The 24,607-nt window shown below is 59.3% G+C and carries 11 protein-coding genes; 1 reads left to right on the top strand and 10 read right to left on the bottom strand.

All coding sequences use genetic code 11. The annotated features are described in order from the left end of the window. Nucleotides 1-161: 161 nt before the first annotated feature. Nucleotides 162-947: a serine O-acetyltransferase gene (gene cysE, locus ACKC9G_RS17105; protein ID WP_411407646.1), complete on the top strand. Its 786-nt coding sequence runs from the start codon at nucleotides 162-164 to the stop codon at nucleotides 945-947. A gap of 121 nt (nucleotides 948-1,068) precedes the next feature. Here the strand turns inward: cysE and ACKC9G_RS17100 are convergent, their stop codons facing one another. From ACKC9G_RS17100 to modB, 10 genes are all read right to left on the bottom strand, one after another. Then, on the bottom strand, nucleotides 1,069-3,954 hold the full coding sequence (locus ACKC9G_RS17100; protein WP_411407644.1) for a hypothetical protein: 2,886 nt from the start codon (nucleotides 3,952-3,954) through the stop codon (nucleotides 1,069-1,071). 87 nt (nucleotides 3,955-4,041) lie between these two features. Further along, entirely contained in the window at nucleotides 4,042-6,984 is a 2,943-nt protein-coding gene (locus ACKC9G_RS17095; protein ID WP_411407642.1) for a hypothetical protein, read from the bottom strand. A gap of 33 nt (nucleotides 6,985-7,017) precedes the next feature. Further along, nucleotides 7,018-9,981, bottom strand: a complete 2,964-nt coding sequence (locus ACKC9G_RS17090) for a hypothetical protein (protein WP_411407640.1) — start codon at nucleotides 9,979-9,981, stop codon at nucleotides 7,018-7,020. 47 nt (nucleotides 9,982-10,028) lie between these two features. Continuing rightward, nucleotides 10,029-10,163, bottom strand: a complete 135-nt coding sequence (locus ACKC9G_RS17085; RefSeq protein WP_411407638.1) for a hypothetical protein — start codon at nucleotides 10,161-10,163, stop codon at nucleotides 10,029-10,031. A 63-nt stretch (nucleotides 10,164-10,226) separates the two neighbouring features. Then, nucleotides 10,227-13,211, bottom strand: a complete 2,985-nt coding sequence (locus tag ACKC9G_RS17080) for a hypothetical protein (protein ID WP_411407636.1) — start codon at nucleotides 13,209-13,211, stop codon at nucleotides 10,227-10,229. A gap of 121 nt (nucleotides 13,212-13,332) precedes the next feature. Next, a complete protein-coding gene (locus tag ACKC9G_RS17075; RefSeq protein WP_411407634.1) occupies nucleotides 13,333-16,320 on the bottom strand; it encodes a hypothetical protein in 2,988 nt (995 codons plus the stop codon). A 165-nt stretch (nucleotides 16,321-16,485) separates the two neighbouring features. Next, nucleotides 16,486-19,518 carry a hypothetical protein gene (locus ACKC9G_RS17070; protein ID WP_411407632.1) on the bottom strand — a complete coding sequence of 1,011 codons (3,033 nt, stop codon included), beginning with the start codon at nucleotides 19,516-19,518 and terminating at the stop codon, nucleotides 16,486-16,488. A 137-nt stretch (nucleotides 19,519-19,655) separates the two neighbouring features. Next, nucleotides 19,656-22,667, bottom strand: coding sequence for a hypothetical protein (locus tag ACKC9G_RS17065; RefSeq protein WP_411407630.1), 3,012 nt, complete (start codon nucleotides 22,665-22,667; stop codon nucleotides 19,656-19,658). A gap of 146 nt (nucleotides 22,668-22,813) precedes the next feature. Next, nucleotides 22,814-23,926, bottom strand: a complete 1,113-nt coding sequence (gene modC, locus ACKC9G_RS17060) for a molybdenum ABC transporter ATP-binding protein (protein WP_411407628.1) — start codon at nucleotides 23,924-23,926, stop codon at nucleotides 22,814-22,816. Then, nucleotides 23,919-24,599 carry a molybdate ABC transporter permease subunit gene (gene modB, locus ACKC9G_RS17055; RefSeq protein ID WP_411407626.1) on the bottom strand — a complete coding sequence of 227 codons (681 nt, stop codon included), beginning with the start codon at nucleotides 24,597-24,599 and terminating at the stop codon, nucleotides 23,919-23,921. The genes modC and modB overlap by 8 nt, the downstream gene beginning before the upstream one ends. Between the last annotated feature and the right edge of the window lie 8 nt (nucleotides 24,600-24,607).

Below are 24,607 nucleotides of genomic sequence, written 5' to 3'. Positions count from 1 at the left end.
CCCATGTGAGAGTAGGTCATTGCCAGGCATCCAACACCGACACCCTGATCAGAGATGGTCAGGGTGTTTTTTTATGCGTGAAATAATACCTTCTTGGTTGAATTTACCGGAAGGCGTCGACAAACTTACCCATCTTGTAGTGATGGTAGTAGGGTTTATCCATGTCCAAGTTCACCGACCGTATCTGGCAGACCTTGCGAGGCGAAGCTCAGCAGCAGAGTCAGCAAGAGCCAATGCTTGCCAGCTTTTTCCATTCCACTGTCCTGAATCATGACAATATCGGTTGTGCGATCAGCTTTCATCTCGCGAACAAGCTGGATAGCACAACAGTACCCGCCATCACTATCCGCGAAATCATTCAGCAAGCTTTTCGTGGTGAGCCTGAGCTCCTTGAGTCGGCCTGTGCGGACATAGAGGCGACCGTTGAACGTGATCCTGCGGTTGAGCAGTATCTGACGCCATTACTGTACCTGAAGGGCTTCCATGCGCTTCAGGGCTATCGGGTAGCGAACTGGTTGTGGCGCCAGGGAAGACGGACGCTCGCTATCTTTATGCAAAATCAGATATCCGTGGTGTTCGGTGTGGATATTCATCCTGCTGCACGGATTGGCAAAGGCATTATGCTTGATCACGCGACAGGTATTGTGATCGGTGAAACCTCAGTGGTAGAAGATAATGTATCGATTCTGCAGTCGGTGACTCTGGGCGGAACCGGTAAAGAAACCGGCGATCGTCATCCCAAGATTCGAGCAGGAGTGCTGATTGCTGCTGGTGCGAAGGTACTTGGTAATATTGAGGTAGGTGAGGGCGCCAAGATTGGTGCTGGTAGTGTTGTTTTGAAAGCGGTTCCTGCTCATACCACAGTGGTTGGCGTGCCAGCGAAAGTGGTGGGAGAGTCCGGGTGTGCCATGCCTGCGTTGGACATGAACCAGAACTTTGATTCCTGATCCTACTTTCGTTTCGTCATCTGATAAAAAGCCCGCTTAATGCGGGCTTTTTATTTAGTTCGAATAGCCAAGAAAGCGGCTGCTATGTTGTCAAATATTCTTCGTATGTTCTTTGGGCTGTCTATTCAGCCGATGTGCTGAGTCTCTGTCTTATCAGCAAGCTGTTCAGGTTGTGTGACTGGGTTCTGTCAGAGGGCGCCCCCGCTGAGACGGGTTTCTCCGACAGCGTATCCAGTAGCTTGCTGACCAGCTCCGGATGCTGCCTGCCGGTAATGAGCCCTTCAACCAAGCGTAGCTGACTTTCATGATCCAGCGGATTGAAGAGTGATGTGATCAACTGCTCCTGTTGTGAAGCATCAGCCCGTTTGAACACTGCATCGGGCAACTCATGCAGTTTATTCAGCGACAGAGGTAAATTGGGGTAAAGGCTGAGATCGCTTCCTAGCTGCTGTAACGCATGATCGGCTTCGACATCGCTCTGTGCATGTTTGATATCACTCAGATGCAGCGCTGTTTGAAGATCGAGAATACGCTGTCTGACCGGCGTTGAGACGCCAGACATGCCACTGTGAATCATCCCATGCAGAGCCGTCTCCAGAGGCTCGCGATCGGGTCCGGAGCACGGGTTATCAAGCAAATCGGTGGCTGCCAGGAGCTGCTCTGCCGTGTGGTTCAGCACGGAGGCAATTTTATTGAGGCTGTATAGGCCTTCATCACGGCCTTGCGACAGTTGTAATTGCTCCGGAGAGGCCGTCAGGCGCTGCTTTTCCGTGAGCATCGGGCGCTCTGCCTGAGCAATCTGACGCAGCTTTTGAGCCAGACTTTGGCCTGACCCTGAGAGATTTTGCTGTTTCAGTGCTTCGGCGGTCAGCTCATTAATCAGCGTTGTGGCCTGATTAACACTGAATTGGCTGCCTTCCTCGTGCATCAAGCGGCTCGGCAGATAAAAACGCTCCGTGAGTTCTGCTTGCGTCTCCTGACCAAAGGCGAGGCGCATCAACATCTTGTTGTTATCCACTGCAAACATCGTGGATTTGGTGGTTTCCGGGAAGCCAAAGCTACTGCGTGTAGGGATCAGCGCCGGGCTAAGCTGCTCTTTTGCCTGAGCGCTGTGTTCAGTCTGCTCACCAGCGATCAGAGAAGCACTGAAGTGATTCAGCTTTTCTTCACCCTGCTCACTTTTGAAGGTAATAAACGGCAGGTGGCTATCGTGTCCGGCAAGCTTGCTGTGGCCATCTTTGCCGTGGAAAAAGTGCTCGCTGACAAAACGGGCATTGTCACAGGCCTTGTCGATCAGCGCCATCTCATGCTGCGGCAGTTGCATCATGTGACTGAGTAACTGGGTTTCCGGATTATTGTGCAGGCCAGATTCCTGTTCGGTTTGGTTAAGCATCTTATGCATGACCTGACCGTAGGGATCATTATTGGTGATCAGGCCGATACCTCCCGCCATGACCTTGGATGAACCAAGACTGGCAAACTTCTGGTAGCTCTTGCAGGCAAGAATCTTCAGTTTGCCAGCGGCGATGGCCTCGCCAAAGTGTCCTGTCAGCTTGCTCATGTCACCGGGCTTTTCCACCGTGGAGTCAAGAATCAGGCACAAGGGCTCATCCCCGTTTTGCTGCTGCAGGCGTTTGTCGGTCGCGGCGATCACATCATCAACACACCAGCCAGCTTTATGCAGGCCTTCGCCGCCGGGCTGACTGAGGTTAAGGGTGGCAAAGAGGCTGTTACTTTCCGCGCCACGGGCAATAAAGCGTCGGGGCAGATCCACTTCAAAGTAGACCGGCGTTTCATCACCCGCCGGTGTCCTTGCATAGTCCACGCCGTGTTTGCTGGTCATCCGGGAGGCAAGCTCAAAAGCCTGGGTAATGGCATTCATGCCTGAAGTTGTCAGATGCATGATGGCAGGTGGCAGGCCCTTGGGTAGTGTTTCTGCGGCAAGATGCGAAGAGGCCGCCTGGCGATAATCCATCGGCGTATAAGGACGGGTTGCCGCCAGACACACCTGTAACTCTTCCATCAGCACCCGATAACCAGCACAGAAGCTGTGACTGTCACCGTGCAAACTGGGAAGTTGCTCGGCGATCTGGGTCAGGGCCTTGAGGCCATTGGCGAGGATCGGATTATGCTGATGGCGGCGATGCAATGGCTCTGATTCGAGCTTATTGACCAGTAGCTCAACTGCACTGGCTGCTGTGTGAGCCAGTGCCGCGTGGCCATGATTATCGGGAATGTCCCGCAGGCGCTGGATCGGGCTTTTTACATCACTGCCTTCGCCACGCAGTTTTGCCAGCAGGCGATGGGTATTCACCGTCGGGTCAGCGGCAATCGGTGTGGGTCTCAGTTCGGCCTCTGCAACACGATAGGGCGATGGGCGCGCACCCATCATGGCGACAAAGTTATCGGCCAGATCGGCTTGCTCCTCGGTGGCTAACCTGAGCGCCACCAGGCCATGGCCGAGCGCCTTGGGTTGCGGGCTGGTGAACTTGTTACCCAGCATGGACATCATCTGGCGCACGGCATTCGGACTGTTGAAGAACACCACATGATCGCTGCGCTGTCCGCCGGCTTTCACATAGCGCTTCATGCATTCTTCCGTAAAACCACCATTAGGGGCGGAGCGTGTGTACTGGGCATCGGCGCTGTTACCAGTGCGAAGCTCCCGACCACGCATAAGGGTTTCTGCATCCATTGGCTTGGCGATGGAGATGCCGTACTGGGCCGCAATATTTTTCCCGCCTGTCAGCTTGCTCAGGCTGTCGCGGCGCTGCTGCGCATAAGGGGATTGATCCTGCCAGTCATGATTGACCTGCTGGCGATGTTGCCAGTGGTGATGCAAGTGGTGGTGCATGGCCTGCTGCAGTGAACCGCTTTGCGGCGGCGCCAGCCGCATGGCTTGCAGGCGTTCTTCCAGAGGGCCGTGATCAATGGTGGGTGCGGTCGTGGCGTCTGCTGCCTGATGAAGTGGATGAGCCAGATCCAGCGCTTTGATGGTAAGTGACACCACAACCTCCTGTTCAAGAATTATGCAGCAGTGTGTGGGGTCAGCCCACTTTCAGTTCCATTAGATAGCCAAAGGGCGTATTAGCCCTTAGCCCGAGCGCGACTCATCATCCAGCGTTTGCTGCAACAGCTGATGAAGCAGGCCGATCTTCATGGTGTTTCTTGCCTGGGCCACGCGGGACTGGGCATCAGGCTCAATGCCGGAATGATCCGCATCGAGCTGATGTTCGGCATGAGTCAATAGCGCACCGGCTAATGCCAGATGACTACGCTCACGGACCAGGCCGGCGACCAGATCCAGCTGGCGTGGCAGGCTCAGGGCGCGGCTCAGGTGACGAATCAGCCGGTTCTGATCCGCCGGGGAGGCTTCACTGAAGGCTTCCCCGGGGAGATCCGTGAAGTCTTCCTGAACGATAGCCGTCATGGGAAGTCTGTCCAGATCATCCAGCCAGCGGTGGAAATGCTGTGCGCGGTTATCCGGGTCATGCAGCATGTCCGCCATACGCAGCAGTGATTGCATACCCAGAATATCCTGCCGCGCCGTCGTGCTGACACCGGGCATGCCGCTATGAATCATTGGCTCCAGCATGGCATCCAGCAGTTGCCGGTCCGGGCCATCCAGCGGCGCTTCCTCAGGGTCAATCATGCGTCGGATCATGGCGTTGTTGTGCAACAGAATAGAGGCCAGTTTATTCAGCGTATAACTCTGCGTCCGGGACTCATCGAGGCTGGGGCGTTGTTCCAGCTGCTGCGGATGACGAACGAGAAACTCTGCATCGGAGGGGCGTTCGCTGCGGGCAATATGGCTGAGTATTTGCGCTGCCTCAGGCCGTTCTGCGGGCTGTAGCGGATGCGCTTTAAGGGCAAGGGTGACTTGCTGGCGAAACAGCTCGAAGGACTTTTGCATATCCCAGCGTGACCCTTGCGGATGCATCAGCAGGCTGGGCATAAAGAAGGCTTCGGTCAGCTCTGCGCGAGACTCCTGACCAAAAGCCAGACGCATGGTGAGATAAGGCTCCCGGCGGGTCAGCGGGCTAAAGACCGTATCGTTAAAGCCGAAACTTGAGCGCATGGCGACCTGCTGCTTATTGAGCTGGGCCATGGTGGTCGTGGCACGCGGCATCGTGGCCTTACGGTCACCTTCGGGCTGCAGGTTCAGATCAAAACGGTGGCGCTTGCCTTCAAGCTCGGTGAGGAAAACCCCAAAGGGCGCATCATTATCCTTGGCGATCAGGCGCGCATGGCCATTTTCCCCGTGAAAGAACTGCTCCGCGACAAAGGTCGCGTTATCGGCCGCCTTGCGCAGCAGGCCTGCCTCGCTGTCACGACAGTAAAGCATGTGCGTGAGCAGCTGGCTTTCCGGGTTGCGGTGCCAACGCTGTTTGCCTTCCAGCGTATCGAGTTCGGCATTCATCTTGCGGCCGTAATCATCATCGCTGGAGATAACGCCGATCCCGCCGGCCATCACCTTGGCGCTACCGAGGGTCGCGTATTTCTGATAGCTCTTGGCAACCACAAACTTGAGCTGTCCTGAGGCAATCGCCTCGCTGCAATGGCTGAGAAGTTTGTGCATGTCATTGGGCTTTTCCACGGTGGCATCCAGCAGCACAAACAGCGGTTCGCTCCTTCTCAGGCTGGCGAGCCGGGTATCGATACTGTTGATGACATCATCCACATTCCAGTGCGGTTTGTGGGTTTCGGCTTCCCCTGGTTGACTGGGGTTGAGGGTGGCGAACATCAGCCGGCCCTCTGGCGAGTGGGGTAGTTTTCCCAGCTCGAAGTAAATCGGCGTGTGCTCGCCCTTGTCGGTCATGGCATGGCAGAGCGGGGTGTCTTCCAGATACTGCAGCATATCCAGCCCCTGCGTCAGGCTGGCCATACCGGAGCTGGTTAAACGCATGCGTGGCTCCGGTACGCCCGGTGGTAGCGCCTGAGGTGCCAGTGTCGGTGCAGCGGCTTCCCGGAAGTGATTCAGGGTGTAAGGTTTGGTCGCCGCCAGACAGACCTGCGTTTCCTCGCAGAGAATCTGAAAAGCGTTGTTCAGTGTACGGCTGTCCTGTTGCAGTGCAGGTAGCGCCTGACTGATCGCCACCAGTGCCTTGAGGCCACTGTCCAGCAACAGGTCATGCTCCAGCCGCTCAGGAATGTGCGACAGCACCTGCTGGAGTTTGTCGAGCATGGCGCCAGCGGTATTCAGAACCGAGGCATGCTGGTAGTGATGAGGAATGTTCTGCAGCCGCTGAATCAGACTGTTTTCCGCAGGTTCTGTCAGTGTTGCCAGCGTGGCGCGGTTACTGATGGCCGGGTCGGTACGGCGGGGTGTCACGCTGCCCTGCGGGCCGGTGAATGCCCGGTATGGCGAGGAGCGGCTGCCTTTGATATTGATGAAGTGCTCGCCGGCTTCCTGATCCCTGGCGCTGGAAAAGGTCAGGGCAATCATGCCCGGTCCCATCTCCATGGCTTTGATCCGGCCTTCCAGGCGAGGTTTCATCAGGCTTTTCAGCTCCCGCAGATGACGGCTCGAGCTGATAAAACTGACGTGGTCATCCGCCTTGCCGCCCAGTGCCATGTAACGGCGCATGCTCTGTTCGCGAAAGCCGCTGTGGCTCTCCATGGCGGCGCGCTGGTAATAGCTGGCTGAAGGGTCATCGACGCGCAATTTGCGATAGGCGCCCTTGTCTTCCTCCTCTTGCTCAGTGGCAATACTGATGCCGTACTGAGCGGAGATATCTTCACCGCCACCGGCCTGAGACAGCTCGAAACGACGGCGCTGGGCATAAGGGCTTTGAGCAAACCAGTCATCCAGCAGGGCCTGCTGGTGATTCGTATGCTGTTTGAAATGCTGATGCAGCGCCTGTTCGAGGCTGCCTGCTGCGGGCGCCTGCTGGCGCAGGGTCTGCAAACGATGCTCCAGCGCTTCAAGACCCTGTAACGCGGCCTGATCCTGGGTGTGCGCCTGCGCTGGCTGTTCAGCCTGCTGAGCCTGAGCGGAGCGGGCAAGATCCAGCGCCGAAAGAGTGAGTCGAACCAAGGCTGCGTCCTCAGAGATCAGCGGTGGTGCGGATCAGATCGAATCCGCAGACGATGATGTAAAAATGGAATGGCCCCAAAAGGTTGCGGCACCGTTGGAGCGCTGTTGGCGCAACGTCTGGATCCGTTGCTGATCAAGGGTCGAGACCTGGGTGCCAGCACCCGCCGGACGAGCCGTTGGCTGCTCCATGCGTGTCAGCAGTTTGTCGGTCAGGCTGTGATGGATATCCATGCGGGTCAGTTCGCCGATGATCGACAGCAGATCCGGTACGGCCATGGAGTTCATCACATGATTGACCAGACGCTCCTGATCCTGCGGTGAGGCGCGCTCAAAGACCTCCTCGGGCAGGTTACCGGGCATCTGATGAGCAGAGCTGCTGCCGGGCATGCGGTCCATGTCATCCAGCCAGGCCTTGAACTGCTGGTCAGCTTCTTCTTCAGTGGCAAAGCCCATATCGCTCAGGCGCAGGTTGGCCTGCAGGGTAAAGATCGCATCACGCGTTGGGGTGGAAATACCGGGCATGCCACTTCGAATCAGGCCCTTGAGCATGTCATCAAGGACGCCGCGATCCGGCCCACGGGCGATCCCTTCGGAAGGGTCCGCATGCTGGTTGAGTAACTGCGCCAGATGCAGCACCACGGAGGCAATTTTGGGCAGGGTCAGGCCCTGAGTATCCCGACCGGCCTGCTGTTGCTGCATCAGGCTGTGATCATCGGCGCTGATGGGCGCGCTACTGGCCTGCTCGGCCTGGGCGATATGCATCAGCTTGCTCTCCAGAGAGCCGCCACGCAGCTCAGGTGGCAGCGGATGCTGGCGCAGGGCATCTTCCACCAGATTCATCATTTCCACGTAGGCCTTGGGGCAGCTCCAGTAACTGCCGCCCAGATGCATCAGCTTGGCAGGCATGTAAAAACGCTCGGCCAGCTCGCCACGGGTTTCCTGACCAAAGGACAGACGCATCTTCTGAATCGGCTCATCGGCGGAGGTGATCGGGCTCATGGTCGTGGTGGCAAAGCCGAAGCTGAAGCGCATGGGCAGCAGCTGATTGTAGAGGTGGTCGATACTGCCCATGGACATCATGCCGCTCGGCTGCAGATTCAGCTCTTCACTGCCGACCATCAGATGCAGGTCGAGCATGTGGCGGCCTGCCTGCTGCTCGGAGTGAATAATGGCGAAGGGCAGAGTGTTTTCATGGGCGGCGAAGGCGGCATTCAGCCCCTTGCCGTTGAAGAAGTTTTCCGCGACAAAGCGGGCGTTGCCGGTGGCGCGTTCAAGCAGATCAAACTCACGCTCGCGGTTTTTCAGCATGTGGGTCATCAGCTGGCTTTCAGGGTTATCGATCCAGTTCAGAATCCGCTCCTGAATCGCCAGACCGGAACGGGCAATCTGACCCTGATCATCATCATTGGAAAGCAGGCCGATGCCGCCCGCCATCACTTTGGCGCTACTTAAGCTGGCATGCTTCTGATAGCTCTTGCCGACGAAAATTTTCAGGCGGCCTGCATCAATATCCGGCGCCAGTGCCCGCACCACCTTCTCCATATCACCGCGCTGCTCCACGGTGGCATCCAGCACCAGATAGCTTGGGAAAACAGCATCCTGTTGTTGGGCAAGATGGTGTTTCACCCCGGCAATCACATCTTCTGGCCCCCAGTTATGTTCAGGGGCGCTGCCCACCGCTGGCGTACTGGCATTCAGGCTACTGAGCAGAACTTTTGAGTCGGCGGTGGTTTTGGGCAGCTCATTCAGCTCGAAATAGAGCGGTGTGGCTTTGCCCTCGGGCGTGGTGAGCACTTGGTGGCGGGTCTCGCCGGTGAGGTCACAGGCCTGACGAATCCCGTGGCTGATAGCGGCCATGCCTGAGGTGGTCAGATGCATGGTAGGCGCGGTCAGATGCGCTGGCAGACAATGGCCCGCCAATTGCGCAGAAGCAGCCTTGTGGAAATCTTCCTCGCCGTAGGGTTTGACGGCGCTCAGGCATACCAGCATTTCCTCCATCAGCAGGCTGTAGGCGTTGGCAAACTGCTGACTGTCATGGTGCAGACCTGGCAAGCGCTCGGCGATGGTGGTCAGTGCCTGCAGGCCATTGGACAGAATCGGGTCGTGGAAATAGGCATCCTCACACTGAGGGTCGAGGGTTTCGATCAGGCTGTTGAGCAGGGCAAGAATGGTATCGTTCAGCGCCTTGTGGCCGTGGTCTGCAGGCAGCTTGCCAAGCAGCGGCAGCGTCTTGTCGCGCAGGGCATGCAGTTGCTGCTGGGTATCAACGCCATAGTCAGGCAGGCGCTGGCGAACCTCGCCATTGCTGCCTTCCAGGGCCCGATAGGCAGAAGGGCGCGAACCCAGAATGGTGACAAAGTGATCGGTGATCTGCTGATCACGCGCGTTATTAAAGACCACCGCCATGATCCCTTCACCGACCGGCTTCAGCTCCGCCTTGTCCTGTAGGTGCGGTTTCATGTAACCCAGTAATTTGCTGCCCGCCAGACGGCCATTCACGAACAGCACGTTATCGCCGCGATTGCCGCCTGCTTCCACATAACGCGCCAGACAGGCATCGTGATAAGGGTCGGGCAGGGTGCGGGCATAGGGGCTGCTGGCGTCATTTTCCAGACGCAGCTGGCGAAAGGGCATCTGGCTATCGTTGTTGATGGTCTCGGCGTTGGAGAGTCCGTAGTGGGCGGCGATGTTTTCCGCACCGGCAATCTTGCCAAGGGCTGCCTTACGCTCTGCGGCGTAGGGTGTTTCTGAGATCCAGTCCTTCATCACCGCTTTGTTGTGCTGATGGCGGTGCTGCAGGTGGGCATTCAGCAGTTGTTGCAGGTTGCCGGGTTCCTGCCTGAGACGAGCGATCCGGCTTTCAAAACCGGCGATGAGCCCGGCGGAGTCCAGATGCGCCGGTTTGTCGCTGTGTTCGGTACCTTGAGCGGCGGATGCATTTCGGGAGTAAAGGCCCGCTGTTCTGGCCAGATCGAGCGCGGACAGTCGCAGAGACATAGCGGATTTCTCCCTTCGCCACGTAAAAAAGATGCCTGAGAGGCGGTTCAGTTAGTGGCTAAGTGGTGAAGAGTCGTGGGCAGTTCCTCCACGCCGGTCAGTGCGACGTGGTTACGAGACCGGTTGTCGGCATCATGACGGAATCCCGCTTGCATCGCGGGAGGGGGTGACGCCAGGACCATGAGCAAAACTCCCTGCTGCCGTGCTCGAAAAATCGGCGCGACAGCAGGGAAGTGTCACTGTGCTCAGGTATCGAAACCGTAGCGGGCATCTCTGGTCTGGTTCAGTTTCTCGCGCAGCAACGTTGCCTGCAGGCTCTGGGCTGGCTGCTCGACCGGCTTGGGAGCCGGGCCATCAACCAGTACTGCTGTTGGATGGCGGCTGCCGTAATGTCCCGGATCCTCCAAAGAGCGCAGGCAGGCATTGGCCTTGTAGATCTCTTCATTGTTGATGAAAAGCTCGATCATCTTTTCCTTGGTGTTGCCAGGCAGCGGGCGGAACAGGCTGTCGACCACGCCGTCCTGCACGGCATCCGGGGCATCAATAAAGACGTTATCCGGCAGACGCATCAGCGCATTGGTGTTGCGCGCCAGTTCAGGCATGCGGGTCGCCACGTGGACCAGTCGCTCCAGCGCCTGTTGCTGCCGCGCCGGGTCATCCGACTGCATGTCGACGCTGCAAAGCGAGCTTTGCAGTTGCAGAATCAGCGCACGGCTGGCACTGGAAATGCCGGGCATGCCGGAGTCCACCAGCGCATCCACCAGACTGTTGAAATGCTCGCGATCAATATCGCCCGGACGGGCACGGGCAAAGCGTTCACCCACCCGCAGCATTTCCTCCAGATGCACCATGACCGAGGCGACCTTGTTGAGGGTGAAGCCGGGCTTGCCGTTCTGTTCGTTCTCCTGACGGCGCAGGGTGGGCGAGGTCGAGAGATCCTCAGGGTTGTGGCTGCGTGGCTGTTCCTTCGCGGCAATGGCGCGAAGCTGCTCGGACAGGGGCGCATTTTTCAGGGAAGCCGGCAGATCCTGACGGGCATCGCTGATGAGCTTCATCACCTCATCGTGAGCGCGTTTCGGGTTCCAGTCGCTGCCGGTGGTGTGCATCAGCAGGCTTGGCATATAGAAACGTTCGGTCAGCTCCGCCTGAGACTCCTGACCGACGGTAATGCGAAGGGCGGTCGGCATGCCGGGCGTCATCGGGATATTGCCCAGGCTGGTTTCGTTGTAGCCGAAACCATCACGCATCCGTACCAGCGCGCTCGGCAGGTTTTCCGAGTTGTAGTAGTTGTTGCTGTACTGCACATCACCCAGCTGCGCGGAGAAGTGATTGTTGGCCTGAAAACCAATGGGGACGGCAATAAAGGGCAGGTGCTTGTCATGCAGGGCATCCATCTGGCGGCCTTCGCCACTGAAGAAGTTGTCCTTGCAGAAACGTGCGTTCTCGCTGGCGCGATCAATCAGGTTCATCTCGTGATCATGCTGCTTCAGCAGATGCACCATCAGCTGGGCATCATTGCCCTGCATCCAGTTAATGTCCGCTTCGCTGTCCAGCAGACGTTCGGCGGCGGCCAGTGTGGCCTTGTCTTCCTTGCCGATCAGACCCACGGCGCCGGCCATGACCTTGGCGCTGCCGAGGTTGGCGTATTTCTGATAGCTCTTGCAGACCACAATGCGCAGTTTGCCTTTGCTCAGCTCCTTGCTGAAGGCGCCCACCAGCTTGTCCATGTCATCGCGCTTCTCGACGGTGGCATCCAGCAGCAGGGTCAGTGGCTTGTCGCGAAGGCCGCGCCCTTGCAGGTTCTGGCGGGTGGCGGCAATCACATCATCGACATTCCAGTGTTTGGCGTGGTTGTTGCCATCGCCCGGCATGCTGGCATTCAGGGTCGCAAAGAGCGTTGCCATTCTGTCGCTGGATTTGGGCGGATTGGGAATCGTCCGGTACTGGCTGACTTCGTAATAGCAGGGAGTTTCGCGATTGCCCGGTAGCTTGGCATTGACCACCAGATCATTACCGCTCAGGTCTGCGGCGATCTGATGACCCAGGCTCAGTGCGCCCATGCCGGAGGTCATCAGGAAGCTTTCGCCCATCACATCCCTGGGCAAGGAGGGCGGCTGGCTCAGTGGCATGGCCGCACGTTTGAAGTCTTTCAGGGTGTAGGGCTGGCTGGCGGAAAGGCACAGTTGCAGCTCTTCCATCAGCGCGCTGTAGGCATTGTTAAACAGCCGTGAGTCGTGACTCAGGGCGGGCAGCATACTGGCGACATGGTGCAGGTTCTTCAGGCCATCCGCGAGCAGTACGTCCTGCTGCAGGTCACCCTTGATGCGTGGCTCCAGCGTTTTTACCAGTGACTCAATCAGGTCGGCGGCAGTATGACTAAGAGGGCCGGTCGCATGCTCTTTCGGTACGCCATGCAGGCGCAGGGTCGGGCTGTCCTTGCTGTCGGATTTCAGCGAGTTGAGCAGTGCCTCGTTATTGACGCTGGTACTCTGCCGCGAAGCGCCGGTGTCCTTGCTGTTGCGCACGCTGTAGCCGGAGGGGCGGGCACCAAAGACCGGCAGGAAACGTGCGGCCCAGTTGCCCTGCATTGGCCCAAGGCCGGTGAGATCCAGCGCATGGACGCCAGGTTGCAGCTCCTTGAACAGGCGTGGCGAGTTCAGGTGCATGGCGATCACCGGTGGCGGCAGTTTAAGCCCATGCATGATTTGCTCGGCCCCCAGCCGACTGTTCACAAACAACACCTGAGCGCCCGCAGAGCCACCCTGTTCCCGGAACAGCTTCATGCAGTGGGCATGAAAACCGTGAGAAGGCTCATCACGCAGGTACTTGGAATCCGCTGCATTTTCGATGCGAAGCTGATGCGGCATGTCCATGGGGTGCAGCTTGCGCAGGGCAAAATGGATGCCGTACTGATCGGCCAGGGCCTGACCGCCTGGCAAGCCGCGCAGTTCCTTGCGGCGCATTTCGCAGTAAGGCTGATCCATCAGGCCATCTTGATGGGTGGCGCTGTAAAAACTCCAGTGGGGGGCAATTTCCTTGCGGATTTCTTCACTCAGGCGGCCTTTGCCCAGCTCCAGATGCTTAAGCTGCTCCAGCCGCTGACTCAGCCCGTGATGATCCACCTCCGGGCGTTGAGGTGCGCGGCGACTGGACTCGGCATCGTTATTACTGTGTAAGGCATCGCGCAGACGCGAGAGGCTGAGTGGCGAGTGACCTGAGGTCAGTTTCATGGGTGGTGTTCTCCTGCAAGGCGAAGGTGCCTGGCCATCCCTGGCACCGGAATTATGGTTGTTGTTGGCGGTCTGAAAGCGGCAGTGGCGCCTGCTTCAGCGCATCCCTGTTGTGGTGCTGTCAGCGGCGTCCGCGCTGGCTTTCCTCGGTGCGTCCCTGTTGTTCGCGCACCTCAATCTGCTGGCGCAGCAGGCTGGCCTGATGCTGGCGAGAGTCCTGCTGCTTACGCTCCAGTCGCGAGCGGGCCTGCCGTGCGGCGCTATCCAGACGCTGCTCAATGCTGGCCAGCATGTGCTCGGCAAGATCCGAGTTGGGTTGCTGGGCCAGCATGCTGCTGACTGTCAGCAGCTGGCCGTCCAGATCCAGCGGTGCCAGCAGGTGATGCACCAGCCGTTCCTGCTCTGCGCGTGAGGCATCCTCGAAAACCCGTGCAGGAATATGCGCGGCAATACCCAGGGTGACGCCATGACCAGGCAGGCGCTCAAGATCGTTCAGCCAGTCAGCGAGATGCTGTTGGGTATGCTCCGGGTCATAGCGCAGGTCACTCAGCCGCAGCTGGGTTTGCAGCGCCGTCAGATGCTGACGAACCGGTTGTGACACCCCCGGCATACCGCAATGAATCATGGCGCCGAGTAACTCATCCAGCAGCGGCCGGTCAGGCCCGAGACATTCGCGCTCCCACAGGCGGCTTTCCTGCGTCATGAATTCGGCCAGATGCAGCAGGACGGAGGCAATCTTGTTCAGGGTGAAACCACCGGCCTGATCGCGCCCGGACTGCAGGCTCAATTCAGCCAGGGAGCTGTGGCTGCGCTGCTCATTGCTGATGGCCGGTTGCTCGGCGCGGGCAATATGCGCCAACTTCTGGGTCAGGGAGGTGGGCGCATTGACCGGCTGCGGATGTTGCTCCAGCGCGGCATTGACCAGCGCCAGCACCTCGTTGCGCGCCTGCGGCACAGACCAGTGGCTGCCGCTTTCGTGCATGAGGCGGCTGGGCTGGTAAAAGCGTTCGATCAGTTCGGCCTGGGTTTCCTGACCGAGGGACAGCCGCAGGGCGGTATTTTCGATGTCATCGTCATCAATGTTGGTGTAGGTCGAGCTGATAAAGCCAAAACTTGAGCGCATATCAATCAGACGGGTGCTGAGCTGATCGACGTTACGGCGGCGCTCCTTGAGAGCATCAAAGGGAATCACCGGTTGCTTGTCACTGGAGAGGTGCAGCTCGATCTGATGGCGCGGGTTTTCCATTTCGGTTTTAAAGACGGCGAAGGGCAGGTGCTCATCCACGGCGCGAAAAGCGCTGTGGCCCGCCTGACCGCTAAAACAGTGTCGGGCCAGAAACTGCGTATTGGCGGTGGCGCGCTCCATGAGGTTGAACTCCTCGTCGCGGCACTGAAGCATGTGGGTCAGCAGCTGGCTTTCGGGGTTGGCCATCACGTTCATCTGGGCTTCGTAGTCCGCCAGCGCCTCATCCAGTGCGCGTCCCAGTTTGTCGTCACGGGAAATCAGGCCAACACCGCCCGCCATCACTTTACCTGCGCCAAGGTTGGCGAACTTCTGGTAGCTCTTGCACAGCAGAATTTTCAGCTGGCCGCTTGCGATGGCATCGTGGCAATGATTCAGCAGGGTGGGCATGTCCTGACGGTTCTCCACCGTGGCATCCAGCACCAGTACGACCGACTCGCGGTTGAGTTCAGGCTGGTTCAGGCGCTTGTCCAGCGCGCTGATCACATCGTCCACATTCCAGCCGGGTTTATGGCGGTCATCGCCACCGGGCAGGCTCTGGTTCAGGGTGGCAAAGAGGATATTGCAGTCGCGGGCATCGTCCGGGTCGAACTTCAGCTCGTAATACACCGGCGTGGCCTCACCGCTGGCGGTGGTCGCCAGTGCGGCGCCGGGCGTTGGGGTCAGCTCGTTGGCCAGATCAAAGGCATTGGTCAGGGCGGCCATGCCGCAGGAGGTCAGGCGCATGGTGGCGGGCAGCGCATTCGCCGGCAACTGGCCCTGATGGAGAATCGGCGCAGCGGCCTGATGCAGATCCTGCAGCTGATAAGGCTTGCTGGCGGCCAGACACAGGTGCAGCTCCTCAATCATCACCTGATAGACGTTGGCCAGTTGCTGACTGTCGCCATGCACGGTCGAGAGACTTTCGGCCGCCTGAATCACGCCACCTAAACCGGAGGCCAGCAGGGCGCTGTGTTTGACTGCGGGAGGAAAGCCCTGCTGCTGCAGCGTTGCCATCAGGTTATCGATCAGGCGCGCTGCGGTATGACTCACCGCCGCATGACCATGGTCAGCAGGAACCTCACGCAGACGCTGAATCAGCGCCTGACCCTTGGGTGATTGCAGCTGGCGCAACGTCGCCTGATTGTCGATATCCAGATTGGGCGTTTCAACCCCCGGATCGGTCAGACGTGCAGCCATCACCACGTTGGGCGAGGGGCGCCCGCCAATGCGACCAATCAGGGTATTTGCCTGATCCGTATCTTCCTCGTGGGGCATGACAATGGCGTAAAGGTTAGTGGCAAGGCGCATCGGCACCAGCGCTTCGGCGGCCTCCGGGATCTGCTCTTCCATCCCCATCGCCAGCTGTGCGGCCACGTATTCGGAATTCACAAAGACCACCGGGTCATGCGCACCACCACCGAGTTCGACGTAACGCGCCATACACTGCTGTTGCAGGCCGCCGTACTCATCAAAGCGACTGTAAGGGGTGTCGGTTTCATTCTTGATGCGCAGCATGCGCAAGCGCTGATGGCTTTCGGTCAGCGTCGGCTCGGCAATGGTGGTGCCGTACTGCAGGGCCAATGCCTTGCCGCCGGATAAGCCAGCCAGCTCCTGACGACGGCGTTGGGAAAAAGGGCTCTGGTAAAACCAGTCATGGTTGAGCGTTTGATGGTGGCGCTGGCTCAGGGCCAGATGTTGCATCAGGGCAAAGCGCAGGGTGCCTGCCAGCGGCAGCTGATGGCGCAGGGTGTCGATGCGTTTTTCCAGTGACTCCAGCGTACCTGGGTCCAGCCGCTGGCGCGCCGCCTGAGCCTGTTGTTGCTCAGGGGTTGCTTCCAGTCTCAGTGGCCGGGCCAGATTCAGTCCATGCAGTTGCAGGGTCACGGAGGTTCTCCCATAAAAAGTTGATGCATGAGTTGTCTCTGGCAGGCCAGAGTTCCCGTCTTTTTTGTCAAAACCAGCCAGTTATTCTGGGAACCTTCTCGGCGCCAGAGAAACCGGCTGGTGTATTTCCTTATAAATCAACGCCTGGGGGACAAATGCCTAACCTTACGGGCTTTCACTGCTCTCAAGCTTTTGCCGAATCTGGGAGGCTGTCAGGCTCAACGGTTGTGAACCGGAGGCGGCCATCACCGGAGGCCTGACCGGTGTGTCCAGTAACACGGCGGCAGGGTTGCGGCTGCCGTAATGAGGTTTGGCATCCAGCGTATTGAGCACCGCATCAGCCTTGTGATCCTGATCGCTTAGCAGCAGGCTCTGCGCCAGGATCATCTGGGTGCTTTCGGGCAGTGGCACCACCAGCGCATCCACCAGTGACTGTCTGGCCTGATCGCTGGCGTCGGCGAAGACCTTTTCCGGCACACCCGCATAGGCATGATTCAGTAAGGAGGTTTCCGGCATGCGCAGCGCCATCTGGGTAAGGGCTTCCATGGCCTGTTGCTGATGCTGTGGATCATCGCTGTTCATCAGGTTGTGACACAGACGCACCCCCAGTTTCAGAATCGAAAGCCGGGCGGCGCTGGAAACCCCCGGCATGCCTGACTGCACCATGGCATCCACCAGTTCGGAGACGTAGGGGGTATCGAAATCGCCCTCGGAGTCATTAATACAGGGCGGCCGACCGATATCCAGGGCCAGTTTCTGGCGCGCTTCGCTGTAGCTGTACATGTGCTCAAGATGCACCAGCACCGAGGCGATCTTGTTCAGGGTCAGGCCGCGATGGGGGTCGGACTCCTGCAACTGGCGCTGCACCAGTGGGTCGGCATTCAGGGTGTCTTTCAGGCGGGTTTGCGGCGCTTCTGCCCGGGCAATGGTGCTGATGCGCTCGGCCAGTGGCGGTAGCGGATAGGTTTTCGCATCCTTCGGCAGCGCTCCTGCAACCAGCGAGCGCACTTCATTCAGCGCGCCGGTAACGGTCCAGTTACTGCCGGAGGCCTGCATCAGTTTGCTGGGCAGGTAAAACATCTCGGTCAGTTCGGCCGGGGACTCCTGCCCGACACTCAGGCGCATGCCGCCTTTATGATCGCCCAGCGGCAGGTAGGTGACGCTGGTTTCCGGGTAGCCAAAGCCATCGCGCTGACGAATCAGTTTTTCCGGCAGGTGGTTATTGCCGACCATGGTGAGGTCAATCAGCTTTTGATTCATCTCCGAGGTAAAGCGGTGCCTGGCATCGTAATTGTGATCCAGCACGACGAAGGGCAGGTGCATGTCCTGACGGACGGGAGCGCTGTGCTCCCCCTGACCGGTGAAGAGGTGATTGCGCAGGTACTGCGCCGCGCGGGTGCCACGGTCCAGCTGGTTGAATTCATGCTCGCGCTGGCCGAGTAAATGCGTCAGCAGCTGCGCATCGTTTCCAGCCATCCAGTTCAGGTCCTGCTCATACTTGCCCAGATGTTCGCGGGCCGCCTGGGTCAGGGAGTCATCCTTGCCAATAATAGCGACGCCGCCCGCCATCACCTTGGCACTGCCGAGGTTGGCGTATTTCTGGTAGCTCTTACAGACGATAAAGCGCACCTTGCCCTTGGCGATATCCTTGCTGAAATGGGACATCAGCTTGTCCATGTCGCCGCGTTTCTCGACGGTTGCATCCAGCACCATCGTCAGGGTTTTGCTGCGCAGCCCCTGTTGTTTGAGCCGGGCATCCAGACTGCTGATGAGGTCATCCACGCCCCATTGGGCCTTGGCATCCTTACCGCCGCCGGGCAGGCTGCCATTGAGTGAGGCAAACACCGTGGGCGCGGGTTTGTTATCCACCCGGCCGGGCGACATCATGCTGCGGATATTGGGGATCTCAAAATAGCGCGGGGTCGACTGGCCGGTTTGCGGGTGCTGAAGGTCATCCACCCGCGAGGTGTGGTGCATCAGGTTGGCCAGCTCATGGCCGAGGGTCAGGGCATTCATGCCGGAGGTCACCAGATGCATCTGCGGGGTCGGGATCGACGCAGGCAAATGCCGGGCAGACAACATCTGTGATGCCGCCTTGCGAAAATCTGCCAGACCATAGGGTTTGCTGGCGGTCAGGCAGATTTGCAGCTCTTCCATCGTGGCGTGATAGGCATTCATGAAGGCTTTACTGTCGTGACTCAGGCTTGGCAGCATGGCCGCCATGCGGTGCAGCCCCTTGAGCCCCTCATTCAGCAGCGGATCATGGCGGATGCGCTGCTGGTCCGGATGTTTCTCCAGACTCGATTTCAGGCTCAGAATCAGATCCGCGGTGGTGTGCGCGAGTTCTGCCAGTGAATGCTGCTCCGGCATCGCCTGCAGCTGTGAAACCACAGCCTTGTCGACGGGGGAAGTAAAGTCCTCAAGCGTGGCGAGGTTATCCAGCCTGGGGTTGGCCTCGCGTGGCGTCTCGGTGGTGGAGGCCTGCAGGGCATAGGCTGACGGGCGCGCGCCGTGGGTGCCAAGAATATGCTGGGCGATGACATAAGTACGATGATCAAGCTCGTTGGCGTTGTAGGCCAGCACGCCGGGACGAAGCTCTTTGAGTTCGTGCTTGTCCATAAAGCTCATGGAGCCTGAGCCGTTCAGCATGGATTCAAAGGTGATGGCTTCAAGGGCGCGTTCGGCATTTTGCCGACAGTTAAAAAACAGCATCTGGTCATTGGCCTTGCCGCCCTGCTCCCGGTGCAGCTCCATACAGCGCAAGTGATAGTCGGACAGAGGATGATCGCGCAGGTAATGCCCATCAGCGCTGTTATCAAAGCGCAGGCTATGGCCGCTATCGTCGGGATGTTTGGTGGTGCGGGCATAACGAATGCCGTACTGGCGAGCCGCTTCATCGGCACCGGCGCCGACGGCAATACCGAGCTCCTGTCGGCGGATATCGGCAAATTCCGTCTCTTCCAGACTGTCGGACTGGGTCAGGGCGTTGAAATCCCATTGGCGACGCTGCGCCTGGGTCAGGGCCTGAGCCATGTTGCCCTGTCCCATGGACTGGTTGCGCAGGCGCTCCAGCCGTTGTTCCAGCACGGTTTTCTCTGGCGCAGCGGCCGTTGCCGGCTCGCCTTTCTTGCGCTCAGAGTGCATGGCCTGTTTCATCCGGGACAGGCGGTCCAGGGATGAGTGCAGGGAAAGCTTCATGGTGGTGCCCTCTCACAGGCCGGCGGTATTCCGCCCGGTTATTGTTGTGATCTGATCGCGCAGCACTCCTTGCCGGGGTCTTATCCCTCGACGAATCAGCAGGGAAGGTGCTGACTCGGGGCGAATTCGGTCATGACTTACTCAATGATGATTCGCTCATCCCGATGCGCCGCCTGATATTGCGCCATCAGGATTTGCTGGCGCAGCAGGTCGGCATACTGGCGGTTGTTCTGTAGCTGCCTGGGATCACTGCCGATGCCGGGCTGACGGCTGGCCTGATCCAGTTTTTGCTCAATCCGGCTGAGTAACTGCTCGGCCATCAGCGGTTGATCGTGATGGTTCAGCAGGGTCTGGATGGCATCAAGCTGGTCATGAAGCGGCTGGTTGAGGGTCAGCCGGTTCAGCAGGCGTTCCTGCATCGCGGGGCCCGCCATTTCATAGACCTGTTCCGGAATGTGCGATGCGATGTTACTCAGCTCGCCGACCTTGGTGGTGGGCAGGCGGTCCATCTCATTCAGCCAGGTGGTGAAGGCCGCATCGCTGTCCATCGGGTCGCCATGTTTCATGTCGCTTAGGCGCAGCATGCTTTGCAGGTTCAGTACGCTTTGGCGCACCGGCTCGGAGACGCCGGGCATGCCGGAATGAATCAGGCCATGCAGCAGGGAATCCAGCGCAGCGCGGTCCGGGCCGAAATTCTGCTCGGTCAGCGGAAAGCTGTTGTTGCTGATGAACTCAGACAGATGCAGCGCCACGGAGGCGATCTTGTTCAGGGTCATGCCGCCACCGTCACGTCCGCGCTGATGCTTGAGCTGGTCAACACCGGCATGCAGGCGTTCGCTATCGCTCGGGCGATGCTGCTCAGCCCGGGCAATATGAATCAGGCGTTGTGCCAGGTTCGCTGGCGGCCCCGGTGGCATCGGATGCTCACGCAGGGCGTCATTCACCAGCTCATTGACGTGCTGGCCGGCCTGCTGCACGCCCCACTGGCTGCCTTCAGGATTCATCAGTTTGCTCGGCAGATAGAACATCTCCATCAGCTCTTGCTGGGTATGCTGACCCAGACTGATGCGCAGGTGCATGTGTTCATCATTCACGCCATCGACACCGCTGAAGGTGGTGCCGTGAAAGCCGAAGCTGGAGCGGCTCTCGACCATCTTGCTGGCCAGATGCTGCATGGCCGGGAACTTCTCGGTGATCTTGTCCGGCAGGCTCCAGTAGGTTTCCGGCGGTGTGGAGTTCAGCTGCACATCCATCTGCTGTTTAGCGCCAAACTTCTCCGACTTAACGATGATAAAGGGCAGATGGGCATCGTGACCGTGGGCGGCCTGATGGCCGTTCTGGCCGTTGAAGCAGTGCTCTTTAACGAAGCTGGCATTGGCCGTGGCGCGGTCGAGCAGGTCAAATTCGCTGTGGCGGTTGCGCAGCATGTGGGTCAGCAGCTGGCTTTCCGGGTTGTTCATCAGCCCCTGCATATGCTCGTTAAGGCCAAGCTTGTGATCTGCCTCGCGGGAGAGGTCGTCATCACGGCCGATCAGGCCCACGCCGCCTGCCATCACTTTTGCGGTGCCGAGGTTGGAAAACTTCTGGTAGCTCTTGCACACCAGCATCTTCAGCTCGCCACTGGCGATCCGGTCTTTGAAATGATCCACCAGCGTGGCCATGTCGTGCCGCGTTTCCATGGTGGCATCCAGCACCATCACCAGCGGTTCCTGGGCGTTGGGCCGCTCCTTCAGGCCACGCTCTGCCGCGCTGATGACATCCTGCACGCCCCAGCCCGCCTTATGACGACCTTCACCGCCGGGCAGGCTTTGGTTCAGGGTTGCCAGCAGGGTGTTGGTTTTGGGGTTATCCGGGATATGGCTCATTTCGAAGTACACCGGCGTGGCGTCTCCCTCCGCATTACGGGCATGACTGATACCGGGAACGGACGTCATGGTGCGGGCCACATCCAGCGCCTGGGAAATCGCGCCCATGCCGGAGCTGGCAAGGCGCATGGTCGGTGGCAGGGCATTCACCGGCAGGCGCTCGGGGCAAAGGATCGCCGAGGCCGCCTGATGCAGATGCTGCAGGCTGTAGGGGCGACAGGCGCCGAGGCAAACGTGCAGCTCTTCGGCCAGCACCTGAACGCCATTGGCAAATTTCTGGCTGTCGCCGTGCAGGGTCGGCAGGGTGTCAGCGATGGCATGCATGGCCGCGAGGCCATTGGCCAGAATCGGGTCTCGGCGCATGGGTTCAGGAAAACCGGTGGCATTCAGCACATGGGCGAGGTCTTCCAGCAAGCTGGCGGCGGTGTTGGACAGGGCCGCATGACCGTGATCCGGCGGCAGGCTGCGAAGCTTCTCCACACAGGAGCTGCCGCGCATTCCCATCAGCTGACTGAGCTGGTGCTGGGTATCGACATCGGCCATACCACGAGGCTTATACGGCCCGGCCCCGGCGGCCATGACCGCATAGGGTGAAGGACGGGTGCCACTCTTGCCAAGAATAGGCTCACCAATGATGACATCCTTGATGTCACGACAGCGCATGGCCACCAGACCGGGAAAGAGCTGGTGGGCGGTGATGGGTTTATCCCGCAGCTCGGGGCGCTGCTGGTGAATCTGATCGGTCAGCCAGGCGGCGCCATGGGGCGTGTTGATAAACAGCAGGGAATCACGGGGCGAACCGCCCATTTCTTCCCAGCGGGCGCGTGCCTGCTGGTGCATGCCGCCGACTTCATCAAAACGGGTGTAGCCACTCTGGCCAGCGTTACCGAGGCGCAGGGTGCGGTTATGGCTGTCCTGCGCCTCCTGATGGGACTCGGCGATCGACAGGCCGTATTGCTTTGACAGGTGGCCGCCGCCGGGAGTTTCTTTCAGTTCCTGCCGGCGCTGCTCGGCATAGGGGCTGTTCTTGAGCCAGTCGGCGGAGGTCATTCTGTCGTGACGCATTTGTGAATCGAAGTGCTGCAATAAACCAAAATGCAGGTTGCCGGTAGTGCCGGCCTGACGCAGCTGATCGAGGCGCTGCTCCAGCGCTTCAAGGGTGCCTGCCGGAATCCCGGGCTTTTGCTTTGCGCCCTGCGGCTCCTGTGTTGCCCCTGCGGTAGCAGCACCAGTAGCAATACTTGAGCCCTGAAGGCGGGCGAGGGAGCTCAGGTTCGAAATCACGGCAATCAACTCGAAAGGGTGGCGATAGAGTTTTAGTTGCCGTGGTTCCTGCGGAAGTTCCGACCGGATGCTGCAGAAGCCGCACACTTTGGCGGCATTTCATGAGCCTTGTTCAAGACCGCAGGGGGAGTGAAGGAGAGTAACGCTTAGCTGGCGGGCGGCTGATCATTCACCAGAGCGACGGCCTTGATCTGGGCATACACCGCCATGCCGTCACGCAGTTGCAGCCGGTCAGCGGAATAGCGCGTCAGGCGGGCCAGCAGGGTTTGCTCGCGCAGACGAAGACGCACGCGCATGTAAGCATCCCCTTCCGGCTGCAGCGCATCAATCGTGCAGCGCAGGCTGTTGAGAATGCTGCTCTGGTTCGGTGGCTCAAGGCTCAGGCTGACATCCCGCGCCAGAACCTGCACCCGCACGGGCGTGCCGATAGCGCGGTGGGCCTGTTGCGGCACCAGCAGCGCCTGGCTATCGCACTCAATCTGACAAAGGCCGTAGCCAAATTCGGTATTAATGACCTGCCCCAGTAACAAGGCTTCGGCATCGGCACGCTGGCCGAGGGGCAGATCCAGCCGGGTCATCAGCTGTTCGGCGGCGCCGCTATCAAGACAGCGACCCTGCTCCATCAGCAGCAGATGATCCGCCAGTCGCGCGACTTCAGCGACAGAGTGGGTCACGTACAGGCAGGGGAGCTGGAAGTCCCGGCAGATGGCCTCAAGGTAATTCATCAGCTGTAGGCGGGCACTGGCATCCAGCGCGGCCAGAGGCTCATCACAGAGCAGCAGTTGCGGGCTGGTGAGGAGCGCCCGCGCCAGAGCAACGCGCTGGCGTTCTCCGCCCGACAGGGTCTGCGGCTGGCGGGTCAGCAACCCGTCGATGCCGGTGGCCTCAATGGCATCCTGCCAGCCGATACGGCGAGCCTTGTCCGGGATGCGGGAATAGCCGTAACGCAGGTTGTTCTCGACGCTCAAATGGCTGAACAGCCCGGCTTCCTGAAAGACGTAACCGATAGGGCGTTGCCAGGTCGGCAGTTGCTGCTCGCTGCGTCCGCGCCTGTCACCGCTTTGACGTTCCAGCCAGACCTGCTGGCGAAAACGGATGCGCCCGGACGCAGGTTCGTGCAGCCCGGCGATACAGCGCAGCAGGGTGGTTTTACCGCTGCCCGACGGGCCAAATATGGCGGTGATGCCCCGGTCGGGCAGGTGCAGATCCAGCGAGAGTTGTAACTGGCCGAGCTGATCCTCCAGGCGCACATCAAGCATGGTGCAGACTCCGGGCATTCAGGCGATAGAGCAGCCAGAGCACCACAAAGGAGAACGCCACCATCAGCAGGGACAGCGCATGGGCGGAGGCGTAATCCAGACTTTCGACATAATCATAAATGGCGACGGAGACGACCTTGGTTTCGCCGGGGATATTGCCGCCGATCATCAGCACCACGCCGAACTCCCCCAGGGTATGGGCGAAACCCAACACCGCCGCGGTCAGCAAACCGGGCCGTGCCAGCGGCAGCGCGACGGTGAAAAAGGCATTCAGGGGGGAGGCTCGCAGGCTGGCCGCCACTTCCATCGGTCGGCGACCCATGGCGGTGAAGGCATTTTGAATCGGCTGCACCACGAAGGGCAGGGAGTAGAGGCTGGAGGCCACGACCAGTCCGGTAAAGGTAAAGGGCAAGCGGCCAATGCCGAGCCAGTCGCTGAACTGGCCGACCCAGCCCTGAGGCCCAAGAATAATCAGCAGATAAAAGCCCAGCACCGTGGGTGGCAGCACCAGTGGCAGGGCCACCACCGCCTCAATGATCGACTTGCACCGCCCCTGTTGGCGCGACAACCACCAGGCCAGCGGCGTACCGACCAGCAGCAGTACAACAGTCGTCAGCAATGCCAGTTCCAGACTCAGCCAGATTGGCTGCCAGTTGAGGCGGCTAAAATCCATCAGTCAGG

This window comes from Pokkaliibacter sp. CJK22405 (assembly GCF_046614695.1).
In the GTDB taxonomy this organism is placed as follows: domain Bacteria; phylum Pseudomonadota; class Gammaproteobacteria; order Pseudomonadales; family Balneatricaceae; genus Pokkaliibacter.
The sequence above is the reverse complement of the archived record's forward strand: the minus strand, read 5'-3'. Positions and strand labels throughout refer to the sequence as shown.

What these genes read in the sequence shown, in the direction of transcription:
- modC (WP_411407628.1), bottom strand. Translation starts at nt 23,926, where the DNA reads ATGCTTGATGTGCGCCTGGAGGATCAGCTCGGCCAGTTACAACTCTCG.
- modB (WP_411407626.1), bottom strand. Translation starts at nt 24,599, where the DNA reads ATGGATTTTAGCCGCCTCAACTGGCAGCCAATCTGGCTGAGTCTGGAA.
- ACKC9G_RS17085 (WP_411407638.1), bottom strand. Translation starts at nt 10,163, where the DNA reads ATGGTCCTGGCGTCACCCCCTCCCGCGATGCAAGCGGGATTCCGTCAT.
- cysE (WP_411407646.1), top strand. Translation starts at nt 162, where the DNA reads ATGTCCAAGTTCACCGACCGTATCTGGCAGACCTTGCGAGGCGAAGCT.
- ACKC9G_RS17090 (WP_411407640.1), bottom strand. Translation starts at nt 9,981, where the DNA reads ATGTCTCTGCGACTGTCCGCGCTCGATCTGGCCAGAACAGCGGGCCTT.
- ACKC9G_RS17080 (WP_411407636.1), bottom strand. Translation starts at nt 13,211, where the DNA reads ATGAAACTGACCTCAGGTCACTCGCCACTCAGCCTCTCGCGTCTGCGC.
- ACKC9G_RS17070 (WP_411407632.1), bottom strand. Translation starts at nt 19,518, where the DNA reads ATGAAGCTTTCCCTGCACTCATCCCTGGACCGCCTGTCCCGGATGAAA.